The organism is Rhodothermales bacterium, assembly GCA_041391505.1.
In the GTDB taxonomy this organism is placed as follows: domain Bacteria; phylum Bacteroidota; class Rhodothermia; order Rhodothermales; family JAHQVL01; genus JAWKNW01.
The window spans coordinates 25,339-41,445 of record JAWKNW010000029.1; the positions used below are offsets into that span (position 1 = coordinate 25,339).

General features: G+C 66.6%; 10 protein-coding genes. 3 read left to right on the forward strand and 7 right to left on the reverse strand.

Features of this window, described 5'->3' with window-relative positions:
- Window positions 1–7: 7 nt before the first annotated feature.
- A complete protein-coding gene (soxR, locus tag R2834_20775; GenBank protein MEZ4702779.1) occupies window positions 8–526 on the forward strand; it encodes a redox-sensitive transcriptional activator SoxR in 519 nt (172 codons plus the stop codon).
- Window positions 527–545: 19 nt separating this feature from the next.
- Here the strand turns inward: soxR and R2834_20780 are convergent, their stop codons facing one another.
- The 3 genes from R2834_20780 to R2834_20790 all read right to left on the reverse strand — a co-directional run bounded on the left by R2834_20780 (window position 546) and on the right by R2834_20790 (window position 5,956).
- Window positions 546–3,569 (reverse strand): T9SS type A sorting domain-containing protein, encoded by a 3,024-nt coding sequence (locus tag R2834_20780; GenBank protein MEZ4702780.1) that lies wholly within the window; start codon window positions 3,567–3,569, stop codon window positions 546–548.
- Window positions 3,570–3,689: 120 nt separating this feature from the next.
- Complete coding sequence (locus tag R2834_20785; protein MEZ4702781.1) at window positions 3,690–4,472, reverse strand: PhzF family phenazine biosynthesis protein; 783 nt, start codon at window positions 4,470–4,472, stop codon at window positions 3,690–3,692.
- A 44-nt stretch (window positions 4,473–4,516) separates the two neighbouring features.
- Window positions 4,517–5,956 carry a sodium:solute symporter gene (locus tag R2834_20790; GenBank protein ID MEZ4702782.1) on the reverse strand — a complete coding sequence of 480 codons (1,440 nt, stop codon included), beginning with the start codon at window positions 5,954–5,956 and terminating at the stop codon, window positions 4,517–4,519.
- Between the two features lie 110 nt (window positions 5,957–6,066).
- Between R2834_20790 and R2834_20795 the strand changes: the two genes are divergently transcribed.
- A complete protein-coding gene (locus R2834_20795) occupies window positions 6,067–8,103 on the forward strand; it encodes a DNA translocase FtsK 4TM domain-containing protein (protein MEZ4702783.1) in 2,037 nt (678 codons plus the stop codon).
- Window positions 8,104–8,118: 15 nt separating this feature from the next.
- Here R2834_20795 and R2834_20800 read toward each other — a convergent pair whose 3' ends face one another.
- From R2834_20800 to R2834_20815, 4 genes are all read right to left on the reverse strand, one after another.
- Entirely contained in the window at window positions 8,119–9,303 is a 1,185-nt protein-coding gene (locus R2834_20800; protein ID MEZ4702784.1) for an alanine racemase, read from the reverse strand.
- Between the two features lie 16 nt (window positions 9,304–9,319).
- On the reverse strand, window positions 9,320–9,739 hold the full coding sequence (gene atpC, locus R2834_20805) for an ATP synthase F1 subunit epsilon (GenBank protein MEZ4702785.1): 420 nt from the start codon (window positions 9,737–9,739) through the stop codon (window positions 9,320–9,322).
- Window positions 9,740–9,831: 92 nt separating this feature from the next.
- Window positions 9,832–11,331: a F0F1 ATP synthase subunit beta gene (atpD, locus tag R2834_20810; protein ID MEZ4702786.1), complete on the reverse strand. Its 1,500-nt coding sequence runs from the start codon at window positions 11,329–11,331 to the stop codon at window positions 9,832–9,834.
- A gap of 437 nt (window positions 11,332–11,768) precedes the next feature.
- The gene (locus R2834_20815; protein ID MEZ4702787.1) at window positions 11,769–13,109 is read right to left on the reverse strand and encodes a T9SS type A sorting domain-containing protein; all 1,341 of its coding nucleotides are present in this window, start codon (window positions 13,107–13,109) and stop codon (window positions 11,769–11,771) included.
- A 464-nt stretch (window positions 13,110–13,573) separates the two neighbouring features.
- Between R2834_20815 and R2834_20820 the strand changes: the two genes are divergently transcribed.
- Window positions 13,574–16,105: a zinc-dependent metalloprotease gene (locus R2834_20820; GenBank protein MEZ4702788.1), complete on the forward strand. Its 2,532-nt coding sequence runs from the start codon at window positions 13,574–13,576 to the stop codon at window positions 16,103–16,105.
- Window positions 16,106–16,107 lie beyond the last annotated feature (2 nt).

The window sequence follows — 16,107 nt, forward strand, 5'->3', positions numbered from 1 at the left end:
TATTGTCATGCCCGACACACACGCCGCCGGCGGCATCGCTTCGCTCTACGTCCCGTTCTCGATTGGCAAACTCGCCGAACGCTGCGGCGTCGCGACGTCCGCACTCCGATTTTACGAGGAAAAGGGCCTGATCCAGTCCTTTCGCAACGCCTCCGGCTACCGCATGTATCCCCGCGCCACGATCCGCCGGGTGGCGTTCATCCTCTTCGCCCAGCGGGTGGGGCTGACCCTGGAAGAGATCGCTGAAGAACTGGCGCTCTTGCCGGACGACCGGCTGGCTGTGAAGGAAGACTGGGAAAAGTTGTCGGCCGGCTGGGCCGCGCGCATCGACACGCGCATCGCCGAACTGATACGGCTCCGCGACACCCTCACCGACTGCATCGGTTGCGGCTGCCTCTCGATGGAAAAATGCCACCTGGTCAACCCGGCGGACCGCGCCGCCGGCCTCGGCGCCGGCCCACGCTACTGGATGGGCGACCCGCGTCCGGACCCCGTCGCCCCCCCGCCGGACCCCCGCGGGTCGTGAACGGCATTCCCCAGAGGCCTCAGCGCAGCCGCACCATCTTGCCCGTCTCCTTCAGATCCCCGGCTTCGAGCGTGTAGAAATACACCCCGCTTGCCAGCACCCCGCCGGGATGAAACACGACCTCGTGCAGGCCGGCGGCCTGAACGCCGTCGACCAGTCGCTCGACCTCGCGACCCAGCACGTCGTACACGACCAGCTTCACGGTCGTGGTTTGTGGAATGATATACCGGATCGTCGTCTGGTCCAGAAACGGGTTGGGGAACTGGGCCAGCTGACCGATGCCCTCAGGCAACGGTTCGGGTTGCACCGCCGGTCCGGCCGGCGAGACGGGCGAATACGTCTGCGTCAGGTACCGGCCGCTCCGCAGCGGCACCCCGCCCGGGGTGCCGGAAATCGCGTCGTTGGATTCGGGTTGCGGCTTCCCGACGGCCTGGAGGTAATAATAATAGGCGGCGTCCGGAGAGACGTCGGTGTCGGTGTAGACGCGGGTATCCGCTGGAAGCGTCGCGACGCGCTCGTAGCCGCAGGCCACGGACGGGTCGTCGAGGCATCCGTTGCCATACAGGTTGTCCACCCAGCCCTCCGTGCGGAACAGCTCCCAGCGGTCCACTGCGGGGCCGTCGGTCGCCGGCGTCCATTCGAGGTCAATCGCATCTGGTGGCCGGCTGCGGAGGCTGAAGCGGGAGGGCGGATGGGGCGGTTCGGCCATCGGGTATACCGAAAAACCGTCGCTCGCCTCGAAGACGGCCTGTGCGCGGTTGAACGCCTGGAACAGCGAGTCGCGCGCGCTCATGACCCACTGGTTCTTCGTCAGGGCCTCCGCGCCCGTAAACACCTGGTCGTAGTCGAACCCCGTCGAATCGATCCGGCCGTCGCCATCCGCATCGTACGCGATCCGTTCGGTGTCCCGATCACTTCCGCCGCGTTTGAACGCGCGCCCGATGCGCGTGGCGGCGTCGAAGCTGAGGCCGGCGACGCCTTCCGCCACTGTGATGTTCACACATTCCCCGGGGGCCATCTCGTAGGGTCCGTAGCCGGCCGTGGCGGCATGTCCGCCGGCCTGCAATCCCGTGAGCCGCGTGGCGTCGGTGAGCGTCCAGAATGTACCGTCCGGCTGGTTCTGATCGGCGAAATGCGGATACACACGCCGGCAGGGGATGCACTCGGCTTCTTCGGGGCTGAGCGTCGGCCCCAGGATGCCCAGCCGGTAGTAGTCCTCGTGCGTCAGGCCGTCGTGGTTATACGGACCGTCGTTCTGATGGAAGGACATGACGCTGGGCTGTCCCCGATCGTACGAAGCATCCGTCGTGGAGCGATCGGCATGCAGGGTTTCCGCGCCCATCATCGTCGCGGCGGAAAGCCGGCCGACCGTATCGTTGCGGGCGATGTATTCTCCGTCGCTGAAATTGACCGGCCCTCCGAGCTCATAGTAGGAGGAGGTGCCAAGACCCCACCCCACCCAGCCATACTGCGCCGTAAAATCGACGGGATATGGCTCATGGCCGTCGCCGACCACATCGTACGTCGTGTACCGGCCCCAGGCCTGATCGTTGGAGGTGACGCGGGACGCCTGCTCGGCGCCTCGCCAGGCACGGCTCCAGAAAAAGTAGACGTCGTGCAGCGTCTGATCCGGGAGTTCGACCTCCTCATCCTCGTCGATATTGCCGGTGTTGCAGTAGGCGTAGTCGATCAGGTGGTAGTTGTCGTTGTATTCGTTCGTATAGGCGTACGCCTTCTGCTCGACCGTTATGCCCATGGATAGATTGCGGACGGAATGGACCATCCGATCGGCCGGCAGGGTCGGGTCGACATCGTCGAGCACCGTATTTTTGTCGAAGGAGGGTACGCCATCGACCTCCACCACGGTATCCGCATACCGCCCGATGAGTCGATGTTCGATCGGAACCGGCGACTCGGCCTCCCCATTACGGCTTCCAGCGCTGCCTCCGATGCGCGCCACGTAGTACGGATAGTTCGACCCCGAATCATCCGTCCAATCCCTCACACCGACCCAGAACGCCGAGTACCGCAGATGATTCGAGAACCGGAGGATAGCCGGGTACTGCATCCCCACCGTACCGCTGCCCTGGTCGATGTGCGCGCCACTAACAGGGTACCCATTCTGGTACGAACCGATGTCGAGCCATTGCAGCTCGTTGCGCCGATACAGGGCCAGCGTTTTGGGGTCGCTGCGCAGGACAAGCTCTGGAAAGAGTGGATTCGTGACTTCCACTTCGTACGGGCCCGCGTTCGCATCCGTCGCTTCAGAAATCGTATAGGTCGATGCGTTCGCTCCTTCCAGGGCGACCCCGTCCAGGTACCACTGAAAGCGGCTCTGCGCGCCGCCATCCCCGGCCGCCAGCGTGACCGCATCGCCTTCGTAGGCTGATCGCGGCGATACCGGCAGGTTGAAACTGCCCTGCGGGGCATACGTGAACGTAAACCGCTGGCCGGCATTCGGCTCCAGGTCGTCGAAAGTGAGGCGGTTTCCGGAGACATCGACCACCCGGAGCGCCTGATCGCCCAGCCCGCTCAAATCGGGCAGGCTGCGAAGCAGGTTGTCATTCAGGTAGAGCTCCTCGAGGTGCGACAGCCGGGTGATCGTCTCTGGCACGTCGCCCAGCAGGGAATTGCCATGGAGATCCAGCACCTGCAGAAAGGTCAGGTCGCCGATCTCGAGCGGTAACGATGTGCTGCCGGCTCCCCCCATGCGGTTTTCTGGAAGGCTGATATGCGTCACCCTGCCGTCCGTAACGGTAACGCCATACCAGAAGCGGACGGGGGCGGTGAGCCAGCCGGCATTTTGCGCCCACTGGGGGCCACGGGCTAACTCGTAGAGGGCCACGAGCGCGAGGGAGTCGGACGCCTCCACAACCACCGATGAGGTATGCGCATCCAACCGATCCCGGCCGTAATCCGCCGCGAGGTCTTCCACCGCACCGTACGAAGCGGCGGACGACGGGTCGGGTTGCGCCCATCCGATCGACAGGGCGAACAGGGAGATAAGCAGCGGGCGATAGAATTGTGGCGAAGCGATGCGCATGGAGGTGCCGATTGTACCTGAGTTTACAAGATCGGGGGTCTAGCCTCGCTTTGCAATGGCTAACGCCCCCCTCGCCAGGGCAAAAATCCCCCCATCATGCCGGCGGCGAACCGCCTCTCCTCAAACGAGCAGTTCGATCCGCATCACGGTAACAGCCTCGCCCAGGAGGTACGTCCGTTCGCCGGCCACGCGAACACCCACCGCCCCGCCCCGTGGCGACGCCTGGTAGGCCCGCAGGTCCGTTTTGCCGAGCTTCTGCGCCCAGTACGGCCCGAGGCAGCAGTGCGCCGAGCCGGTGACCGGGTCCTCGTCGACGCCGGCGGCGGGGGCAAAAAACCGGGAGATGAAATCGTACGCCGGGTCGTCGCTTTGCGCGGTGACGATGATGCCGCGCACCGGGATCTGGCGTAGCGCGGTCATGTCCGGACGCATCGCGCGCAGCCTGTCGGCGTCGGCGATCTCGACGAGATAGTCCATCCGATTCGCCCCGACGTACACGGGCTCGGCGCCCAGGCCGTACAGCTCGATGGGCGCCGCGGCCGGCGACGGGGCTTCCGTGGGGAAATCCAGTTCGATCCGGTCGCCCCGGCGTTCGGCCGTCAGCCGGCCGCTGCGGGTGTGGAACACGGCGGTCCGGTCCGCCGGCAGCACGCCCTGCTCCCAGAGGACATGCGCGCTGGCGAGCGTGGCGTGACCGCAGAGGTCGACTTCCACCGTCGGCGTAAACCACCGCAGCCGATAGCCGTCGGCCTCCGGTAACAGATAGGCCGTTTCAGCCAGATTCATCTCGCGGGCCACATCCTGCATCCAGCGCGCATCGGCGGGTCGATCGAGGATGCAGACGCCGGCCGGGTTGCCGGAGTACGGGCTACGGGTGAACGCGTCGACCTGGAACAGGACCATGGGATCTCGCTGGGCAAATGGAACACGGCAAACGGATCGAAAGATCACATCGTGGAACGCCTTCGGCTGGCGGCGAGCCCGATGACGAAACACGATACGACGCCCACGCCGGCGTAGAGGAAAAAATGCAGTGAAGTATAACGCTGCACGCCGAAAAGGATCGCGGCGCTGGCGAGGGCCCCGACCCACGCGCCGCGGGCGTCGGCGCGGCGGGTGAACATCCCGAGGGCGAAGACGCCGGCCAGACTGCCACCGAAGAGCCCCACGAGTTGAAGAAACACATCCCAGAGCGATTTCACCTCGAACGTGGCGAGCGCGAGGGCGGCCGACGTTCCCAGCACCCCGAGCCCTACCGTAAGCCGGCGCGCCAGGCGGAGATACGCCGCATCCGGCTCGTTCGGACGCGCCAGCCGATAGACGTCTTCGACCAGCGATGTCGCCACGCTGTTCATACTGCTGTCGATGCTCGACATCGCCGCCGCGAAGAGCGCCGCGATCACGAGGCCCGACACCCCGGGCGGCAGCTCGTGCGCGATGAACCACGGGAAGATGGCATCGCCGGCCAGGCCGGCCGGCAGCGAGGCGGGGTGAACCTGGTAAAACGCGAAAAGCGCCGTGCCCATCGTAAAAAACGTCAGCGATGCCGGGACGGTGAGCACGGCGTTGGTCCAGATCGACCGGGCCGCCTGCCGCTCATCCGGCGTGGTGAGATACCGCTGGATGACCGTCTGATCCGTCGTGTAGGGCACCAGGTTGGCGAACAGGTTGCCGACAAACACCACCCAGATCGTCGGCGCGGTCGCGTCGAACGCCCAATCGAACGCTCGCCACTTCCCCGCCGCTTCCCCGATGCGGCCGATCTCCGCGGCGCCGCCGTCGACGTGGAAAGCGATCCAGATCAGGCTGAGCGCCGCCCCGCCGAGCAGGACCACCACCTGCACCACGTCCGTCCAGATGACGGCCTCGATGCCGCCCAGCGCGGTGTAGAGCGTGGCCAGCACGCCCATCGCGAGGATGCAGACGTAGACATCGATGCCGGTCACGGTCGATAGCGCGATGGCCGGCAGCGCCAGCACGATGCCCATCCTGCCGAGCTGAAACAGGACGAACGACGCGCTCCCGAACCAGCGGACGCGGCGATCGAATCGGCGCTCGAGGTATTCGTAGGCGGAGGCCACGTCGAGCCGGCGGAAATACGGCAGGTAATAATACACGACCACCGGCGCGATCGCTACGATGGCCATCTGCCCGAAAAAATAGGACCAGTCCTCGGCGTAGGTCTTCGCCGGGATAGCCATGAACGTGATCGCGCTGAGCTGGGTGCCGAAGATGCTCAGGCCGGCCGCCCACCAGGGAACGCGCCGGCCCGCGAGGAAGAAGTCGGCCGTGGTCGTCTCCCTCCGGGCGAAAAACACGCCCATGCCGGCCAGCGCCGCGAGGTACACGGCGAGCACGGCATAGTCCAGTGCGCTGAATCCGGTCATGGGGAATGATTCGTCGACCGTGGCAAAAACGGGAAGCTCGGTAGAAGATACACGGGTTCGCCCTGCGAGGCGATCTCAACGCACATAAAACCCGTCCGTACGTTCGTACCATGCACCCATCCGTTCACGCACCAGTCCTTCCCCGCGACCGCAAGCTCGAACTGCTCGGTCTGCTGCTCGTCGGCTTCGCCGTCATGCTCGCGATGTCGATCCTGTCCTACCACCCGTCCGACGACCGCCTGGCCGATGCGGCGTTCGGCCTCGACGCCGGCCCGGCGCGCAACGCCGTCGGGATGGCCGGCGCGGGCCTGGCGTACTGGCTCGTCCCGAATCTGGGCTACGCGGCCCTCATCCCTGTGCTATTCGTCTTCCTGTGCGGGTACCAACTGCTCCGGAAACGAGCCCCCGGCCGCGCGCCGCTCCTGGCCGCCACCACCGTGGTCGACATGCTGGCCGCCAGCACGATCCTGGGGTGGTTCGGCCTGGTCGTCCACGTCAACCTGTCGTTCTACGGCGGAGCCGCCGGCACGGCGATGGCCGGCTGGCTGATCCGAGCCATCGGCGCGCCCGGGTCGATCGTCTTTCTCGCCTTCGTGCAGCTCGCCTGCCTGCTCGTCGCCCTGCCGACGATCCGGGAGGGGTATCTGCCGGCCGCGCGCCGGAAGCTCCGCGCCCTGCGCTCGACCTTCCGACGCTGGCGAACGCGCCTCGCGCGGCGCCTCGACGGCGGCATGCGGCTCCACCCGCCCATCGAACCGGCGCCGGCGGTATCGCACCCCATCGAAATCGGCTATGTGCACCATGCCGTCGTGCCTCGCGCCACGACCCGGACGGCGGCGGACCCCTTCGCCCCGGAGCCGCGTGAAAAGCCGGCCCCCGCGCAGACGGAGGCGCACGAGCCCATCGAGGAAGCCGAGCCTGCCCGGCGCCTCGCGTTGAGCCTGCTCGATGCCGGCGACGCGCCGGCGCGGCCGGAAGACCACGAACGACAGGACCAGCAGCGCGAATTGCTCGACGCGCTGTCGACGTTTCACGTCGAAGTCGACGACCTCCACACGATCGTCGGCCCGACCGTCACCCGTTATGAACTGGGCCTCGCGCCCGGCGTCAAGATCAGCAGCATCCGCTCGCTGCGGGACGACCTCGCGATGGCCATCGCCGCCCCGAGTCTTCGCATGATCGCGCCAATCCCCGGGAAGTCGGCCATCGGCGTCGAGGTGCCCAACCGGCACCGGGAGCTGGTCCGGGTGCGCGACCTCATCGCCTCGCACGCATTCTCGACCACGCAGTACGCGCTGCCGCTCGTCCTCGGAAAAACCATTGAGGGCGAGGTGTACGTCGACGACCTGACGACGATGCCGCATCTCCTGATCGCCGGCGCGACCGGAGCGGGCAAGTCGGTCGGCCTCAACAGCCTCATCGTCGGACTGCTGTACGCCTGTCCGCCCGAGTCGCTGAAATTTGTATTCATCGACCCCAAAAAAATCGAACTGCAGGTCTACGCCCGCCTCGCGAAGCACTACCTCGCCGCCGACCCCGACCTGATCGATACGCCGGTCATCACCGACGTGGCGCCGGCGCTGCAGGTGCTGCAGCGGTGCGAACGCGAGATGGAAGAGCGCTACGACCGCCTCGCCCGCGCCGGCGTGCGCAGCATCGCCGAGTACAACGCCCGATGCCGGTGGGGCGGCCTGCTGGAACGCGACGGCCATCGCCCGATGCCGTTCCTGGTGGTGGTGATCGACGAGCTGGCGGATCTGATGCTGAGCAGCGGGAAGGTCGTCGAAGCCCCCATCGCCCGCCTCGCCCAGATGGCCAGGGCTGTCGGCATCCATCTGGTGGTCGCCACGCAGCGGCCGTCGGTCGACGTGGTGACGGGCCTCATCAAAGCCAATTTCCCGGCCCGGATCGCGTACCAGGTCGCCACGAAAGTGGACTCGCGGACGATCCTCGATCAGAACGGGGCCGAAGAGCTCGTCGGCCGCGGCGATTTGTTATACATGAAAGGCAGCCGGCTCATCCGGCTTCAGGGTCCGTATGTCGATCTCGACGAGATCGAACGCGTCACGAACGCCATCGCCGAGCAGCCGGCGACGGGCCCGTACCTCCTGCCGGCCGATCGGGACGAAGCCCTCCTCACCGCGTGACCCCCCACGGCGTCATCAGTTCACGCGGCCCCGCGCATCCACCCGAATCTCCTCCAGCACCTCATCGCCCTCGACCAGGTAGACCGTGTCGAAGTTGTTCATCACGACGCACGCGTGGTTCGGCACGATGCGCACCAACGCCCCGATGTCCAGCGTGGCGCCGCCCGGGACGCGCACCCAGCCGTGCTCCTCGGAGAGGCCGACGAGTTGGGCGTGCGGCAGCCGCTGCATGGTGCGGGCGTTGTAGAGGAGGATGCCGTGGCCCTGGGTGTTGTAGCCCGTATCCGAGGTGAAGACCTTCTTTCCGGCATCGAGGAACAGCCGGTCGGCGCCCGTTTTGTCGCGATGCCGGCTGATGACGGTGGCCTGCACCGTCAGCGCGCACTCCGGGAGATTGGCCACGCCGAGCGCCACCTGGATGGCATCGTTGAAGACGTAGTTTCCGGGGCGGATTTCGGTGACCGTAAAGCCCTGATCGACCCGGTTCTCGAAAAACCGCATGGTCGGCGTCGACCCGATGCTGATCTCGAATCGGTCGGGCCCGGCATCCTCGGCATTCGGGCGGATGAGCCCGAGCAGATGGAGCCGGCCGGCGAAATCGAGCATGCGGTCCCGCTCCTCGGCGCTGACGCGGCGCAGCGCGTCTTCCGCGGTCTCCGTAATCTTGGGGCCGTGGTAGGCGTGGCCGGCGTGCGTCAGAATGCCCCGGAGCTGGAGTCCAGGCAGGCTGTTGACGTGTTGCGCGAACTGGACGGCCCGCGGATGATCCCACGGCACGCCGCATCGGCCATAGCCGCAATCGACTTCGATGAGCACTTCGGCCTCGCGGCCGTGCCTTGCGAAAAAGGCCGACGCCGCCTGGGCGCCTTCGTCGGTATCCACGCAGAAAGAGATGCGGGCGCGTTCCATCAACACCAGAAGCCGCGCGAAGTCGCGGTCGCTGACGGGGGTGTAGGCCAGACGGATGTCGTCGAAGCCGGCTTCCGCGAACACCTCCGCCTCGCCGACCTTCGCCACCGTAATGCCCCGGGCGCCGAGATCGCGCTGACGCCGCGCGAGGCGGATCGATTTGTGCGTTTTCGTGTGGGGACGCAGGGCGACCTGCTGCGTTCTCGCCCGCGCCTGCATGCGGCGCAGGTTGGCATCGAGTCGACGATCCTCGATCAGTATCGCCGGAGAGGGCAGGTCCTCGAGTTGCATGGGCGTGGGGGAGGAATCAGGTGCGGCGTTGCGTGCCCACCTGGGCCATACTCACCCGCAGACGCGCCCGTTCGAGCGCGCGCTTGGCGCGTTCCTTGTCAGCCTCGTTGCCCGTGGACAGCCGGGCCAGCGCGCGCGCCTCGGAAGCCTTCGCGCGCTCGACGTCGATCGCCGACGCCGGCTCCGCCGTCTCGGCGAGGATCGTCACCGTGTTGTTGAGCACCTCGACGAATCCGCCCGTCGTGGCGAAAGCGATGCGTTCTCCCGCCGGCGTGGTCACATACAGCGGACCGATATCGATCGCCGCGATCATCGGAGCGTGGTTGTGGAGCACCTCGAACGTGCCGGCCACACCCGGCGCCCGCACCCGCTCCGCCTCGCCGCGGTACACGCTGCCGCTGGGAGAGACGATATCTACGTAGAAAGTACCTGGCATGGAAAGTCGGTTTAATGTTCGAGGTTCAGGGCTCAAGGTGAGCTACGCGCCCTTCCTTGAGCCTTGAACCCAACACCTTGAACGCGAAGGCGTCAGCCTTCCGCAAGCATCTTCTCGCCGGCGGCGATGACTTCTTCGATCACGCCCTTGTACGCAAAGGCGCCTTCGGGGTAGTGGTCGAGTTCGCCGTTGAGGATCATCTTGAAGCCGCGGATGGTGTCGTCGATCTTGACGTACTTGCCCTCGAAGCCCGTGAACTGCTGGGCGACAAAGAACGGCTGCGACATGTAGCGCTGGGCGCGGCGCGCGCGGCCGACGACCAGCTTGTCGTCGTCGCTCAGTTCGTCCATGCCGAGGATGGCGATGATGTCCTGCAGTTCCTTGTAGCGCTGGAGGAGCTGTTTCACTTCCTGCGCCGTGTTGTAGTGATCGTCGCCGATGACGCGCGGGTCGAGGATGCGGCTCGTGGAGTCCAGCGGGTCGATGGCCGGGTAGATGCCCAGCGACGAGATCTGGCGCGAGAGCACCGTCGTGGCGTCGAGGTGGGCGAAGGTGGTCGCCGGCGCGGGGTCCGTGAGGTCGTCCGCCGGTACGTAGACGGCCTGCACCGAGGTGATGGAGCCGGTCTTGGTCGAGGTGATGCGTTCCTGCATCTGGCCCATCTCCGTGGCGAGCGTCGGCTGATAGCCCACGGCGCTCGGCATGCGGCCGAGGAGGGCGGACACTTCGGAGCCGGCCTGCGTGAACCGGAAGATGTTGTCGATGAAGAAGAGCACGTCGCGGCCGCCGAGGTCGCGGAAGTATTCGGCGATCGTCAGCCCCGAGAGGGCCACGCGGGCGCGGGCCCCGGGGGGTTCGTTCATCTGGCCGAACACGAGGGCGAGGCTGCTCTTTTTCGTCGCTTCGAGGTCGACCTTCGAGAGATCCCACTCGCCCTTCTCCATGGCATGGATGAAGTCGTCGCCATAATCCACCACGCGGCTTTCGAGCATTTCGCGGAGGAGGTCGTTGCCTTCACGGGTACGCTCGCCCACGCCGGCGAACACCGACAGACCGTCGTGCGCCTTGGCGATGTTGTTGATGAGCTCCATGATGAGCACCGTCTTGCCCACGCCGGCGCCCCCGAAGAGGCCGATCTTGCCGCCGCGCGCATACGGTTCGAGGAGGTCCACCACCTTGATGCCCGTCTCCAGCATCTCGGTCGACGCCGCGAGCTGGTCGAACGGCGGCGGCTCCTGATGGATGGGGCGGTTCGTCTTCACCTTCGGCTGCGGAAGCCCGTCGATGGCCTGGCCGACGACATTGAACAGCCGGCCGCGGATCTCGTCGCCCGTCGGCATCGCGATCGGCTGACCGCTGTTATTCACCGTCGTGCCGCGCGTGAGGCCGTCGGTGGAGTCCATCGCGATCGTACGGACGCGGTTCTCGCCGAGGTGCTGCTGCACCTCGAGCACGAGCGTGCCGGCTTCGCCGCGATCGATCGTCAGGGCGTCCAGAATGTCGGGAACGGCACTGGCCGGAAATTCGACGTCAACAACGGGACCGATGATCTGGACGATGCGCCCCGGGGTCAAGGTTGCGGTAGCTTCCATCAGGAATAAAATCTTCTATGACTGCGTCGGCGCACGGACTGCAGGGATCGGCAAGAGCGGGGAGCGGAGACTCCGGATACGATGCAGGGGGCGACTACCAAGCGGCTGCAAAAAAAGCGGTTTCGCCGTGATCGACCTGCTTCCTCGCTCGACGTGCGGACGGTCAGTTCGTATGAATAAAGATGAATAAAGAGCACGAAAAAACGTTGCGTTTCCTCCTACTCGTTCCGTCCGAATAGGATCTCTCTGTTTTGGGGAAATTTTTTAGAAGCCGAAACAAAAACAGCGCGGGCCGCACCGGAGAGGATGGGGTGCGGCCCGCGTCGTTTGCCTGGTCAGGGTCTAGATATGCTTCGGGGGGAGGTGCTATTCGCGAGTCGCGAGGCGACTCAAAGTCAAGGTTACCGTCGGCTTCGCCGTTCGCTGCAATCCGGCCTCTATTTCATCAGCACCATGCGGCGCGTCTCCGACGCGGCGCCGGCTTCGATGCGGTAGAAATACACACCGCTGGGGAGGTCGCCGGCGTCGAACGTGACGGTGTGGGTACCGGCCGCGCGGGTGGCGTCGACGAGGGTGCGGACTTCCCGGCCCAGCAGGTCGTACACCGCGAGCCGGACGGGGGCGGCGTCGTTCAGCGCAAACTGGATGCGGGTGGAGGGATTAAACGGGTTCGGGTAATTCTGCGACAGATGGAACGTCGCCGGCTGCGTATCGGTGACGTCGATGGCGACGCGTGCCATCGCCTGCTCGTTCAGCTGGAGCCGCGCCTCGGCCGCCGCGAGATCGGGCTGGCCGGCGAAGCGGAGCGTCAGCAGCGTATCGGCCGCGAGCGTACCGGGGGAGGCCAGCGACAGGGCCAGATCGGCCTCGCTCGCCCGGTAGGCCGCCGCCCAGCCACGGCCCGAGCGTTCATCGACGCCGCGCAGCACCGCGCCGGCGAAGTGGACATCGAGTTCGAGCGCGCGGACCGCCCGGTTCGCGGTCGCCGCGATCAGGTCGACGCGGGTCTCACCATCCCGTACGTACGGCCGGCCCCAGCGGAGCGCCAGCTCCGGCGTCTCGCCGCCCTGCTTGGCGACGCAGTCGTTCGCCGCGGGAAAACAGGTCACCGCGCCGGCGACATGCTGGAGCACCAGCGCCGCGTCGTACGCAGATACCGAGCCGTTCGCCGACACGTCCGCCGCCTCGAGGCCCGCGCCGGAGAGCACGTTGATCTCCGAGGCATGCTGGAGGATCTGGGCCGCGTCGAAGGCCGTCACCTCGCCATTCTGGGAGGCATCGCCAAAGAGGATCGGGCGGATGGTGACGTTGACCGTCGCGCCGGTAGCGACGGGATCGCCCTCGTTCAGCATGATGCTTCCGAAGGCCACCGCCGCCGTGCCGGAGGTAGCGCCCGCCTTGAAGTGCACGTGGGCGAGCGTCCCGGCGCCGACGATGGCTTTGACGCCGGCGGCCACGATCGAAAGGGTCCCGGGCGTGTCGTTGTTATAGACGAGGGTCATGCCGGCCGCGTCGGGGCCGCTGAGGGTGCCGTCCAGCGAGACGCTCTGCGCGGTGAGCTTGGCGGTGTCGTAGGTGAGGACGACGTTGTAGGCGGTGACGTTGAGGCCGGTGAGATCGCTGGTGGTCAGACTCAATGCGAAGGTCTGTTCCGGACTTACCGTCGCTTCTGAGAGCGCCAGCGTGGCCTGCTGCGCCTGCGCCGGCAGGACCGCCGACGCCGTCAGGAGAAGCAGGGCGAGAGCGCCCATCGAGGTACGCCGCGAAATCCGTGTCATACAACACTCGGATGGTTCTGAAAACGAAAGCCGGTAGCGGTCGGGGACCTGCGCGGGTCGAATCTATGGGTGGAGACCCGTCGCCTACCGGGGGGCTGGTGTGAGACGGTGGAAGGCGAGAAGCAGACCAATCTCGGCGTCCCGTTTCCCGGTTCGTAATGCCAAACGTCGTTTCTACCTGAAATTCGCGGCTTAAGCGCGCAGAATCGCGACCGATCCGTTTCCGCCGGCGTCGACCGAATCCGTGCCGGCCGCCCCGCAACGGGCGCTATTCGAAACGCGGCGTAACCAAACGTAATCGCTCGGCGGGTGGAGGCATTCGCGCCGGGGGCGTATTTTACGGGCATCCCGACGGGCTCCCGGAGTTACCGGGGTCGAGGAGCGACCTCTCTGCTCGTCGGGTTGCGCTGCGCTGGCCCGTCTTGCGGGACCTTTGCGTCGTAAGCGACCCCATCCGATCTGCCATGTCGATACATCCTGCCCGTTTTCTGCTTTTCGTGCTGCTCCTCCTTCCCGCCGCGTCATCGGCGCAGGACCTGCCCACCATCGAGGCCAAGACGGAGGGCATGACCCGCCAGGCCGGCTTCCTCCCGCTCTACTGGGATGCGACGAAGGGTGAGTTGTGGATGGAGATCGGGGTGTGGGATACCGATCTGCTGTATGTCCCGTCCCTGCCGGCCGGCCTGGGGTCGAACGATGTCGGGCTGGACCGCGGCCTGATGGGCGGCGAACAGGTCGTCCGGTTCAAACGCGTCGGCCCGAAGGTGCTGATGGAAGCGCCCAACCTCCAGTTCCGGGCGCTGACCGAAAACGCCGCCGAGCGCGCGGCCGTGGCGGACGCCTTCGCATCCAGTATCGGCTGGGGCTTCACCGTCGCCGCCCAGACCGGTGACCGGGCGCTGGTGGACATCACCCCGTTCGTGCTCCGCGACGCGATGGGCGTCGTCCGGTCCCTCAACGGCATGCAGCAGGGGAGCTTCCGCCTCGAAGGCTCGCGCAGCGCCGTCTATCTCGAACGAACGAAAGCCTTCCCGGACAACACCGAACTGGAAGCCCAGCTGACCTTCCTGTCCGACAACCCAGGCAGGTACGTCCGCGCCGTCGCGTCGGACCCGTACGCCGTAACCCTCCGCATGCGGCAGTCGTTTGTCCGTCTCCCCGAACTCGGCAGCTACACGCCGCGCCCGTACGATCCGCGATCCGGGAGCTACGGCATCGAGTTCGTCGACTACGCCACGCCCGTCAGCGAGCCCAAGGAGGTGCGTTACCTCGCGCGGCACCGCCTCGTCAAGGCCGACCCGAACGCGGCGGTCAGCGATCCCGTCGAACCGATCGTGTATTACCTCGACCCCGGCACCCCCGAGCCGATCCGGAGCGCCCTCCTCGACGGCGCCCGCTGGTGGGCGGACGCCTACGAGGCTGCCGGTTTCCGCAACGCCTTCCGCGTCGAGATGCTGCCCGACACCGCCGACGCGATGGACCTCCGCTACAACGTCATCCAGTGGGTCCACCGCTCGACGCGAGGCTGGAGCTACGGCCGCAGCGTGACGGACCCGCGCACGGGCGAGATCCTCAAGGGGATCGTCAGCCTCGGCTCGCTGCGCGTGCGGCAGGACTACCTGCTCGCGGCCGGCCTCCTCTCGCCCTACCGCAACGACGGCGCCGGCCTCCCGCCGGACTCGGACCCGATGCTCGCGATGGCCCTCGCCCGCCTCCGCCAGCTGTCGGCCCACGAGGTCGGGCACACGCTGGGGCTGATGCACAATTTCGCCTCCTCGGTGAACGACCGCGCCTCGGTCATGGATTACCCCGCCCCGCTGATCCGCTTCACCGCCGACGGCGCCCTCACACTCGACGAAGCCTACGACACCGGCATCGGGGCCTGGGACAAGGTGGCGATCCGCTACAGCTACAGCCAGTTCCCCGCCGGCGTCGACGAACGCGCCGAACTGAACCGCCTCCTCGACGAGGCGTCCGACGCCGGCCTGCTCTATATCTCGGACACCGACGCCCGCCCGCAGGGAGGGGCCCATCCGGCCGCGCATCTGTGGGATAATGGCTCCGACCCGGTCCTGACCCTCGAACACGACATGCAGGTCCGCTCCCGCGCCCTCGCGCAGTTCGGCCTCGGCAACGTCCGTGCCGGCTGGCCGCTCGCCACTCTGGAGGAGGCGCTGGTGCCGGTGTACCTCTGGCATCGTTACCAGATCGAGGCCGTGGCCAAGCTAATCGGCGGGGTCGACTACACCTACGCCCTCCGCGGCGACACGCAGGCGCTGCCCGAGGCCATCCCCGGCGCCCGGCAGAAAGAGGCGCTGGACGCCCTGCTGAAAACCGTCACGCCGGCGGCCCTGCGACTACCCCAGAACCTGCGCACCCAGCTTCCGCCGCGGCCGCCCGGCTACGCCCCGCATCCCGAGCTGTTCGACGGACACACCGGGCTCACGTTCGATCCCTACGCGCCGGCGGAAGCCGTCGCCTCCCTCACCTTCGGGATGATCCTGCGCCCCGAACGCGCCGCACGGCTCGTCAACCAGCACGACTTCGACGACGACCTGCCCGAATTCCGCGATGTCCTCACCCGCGTGTTCGACGCCATCTGGGACGTCAGCGTCGACCGCGACGACTACGACGCCGAACTCCAGCGTCTCGTACAGCAGGTATGGGTCGATCAGCTGCTCGCCCTGGCGACGAACGCCGGCACCGCGTACCCCGTCCGCGCCCGCGCGCTCCTGAACCTGCGCGAAATCCAGGTGTGGCTCGAGCAGAACCGCGGCCGGGACCCTGAAACCATCGCCCATCGCGACCTCATCTACGACGACATCCAGCGGGTCATGACGCGGAAATACGAGGAGATGGAAAATCGGACCGAACTCGACACGCCCCCCGGCTCACCGATCGGACAGGAGGATAGGGGATTCGTTTCGCGCCAGCGCCGGCGCGCCGCCCGGCTCGAAGCCTGGCTGCCGGACGAGGCGTGGTGCGGGGTGGAATGACC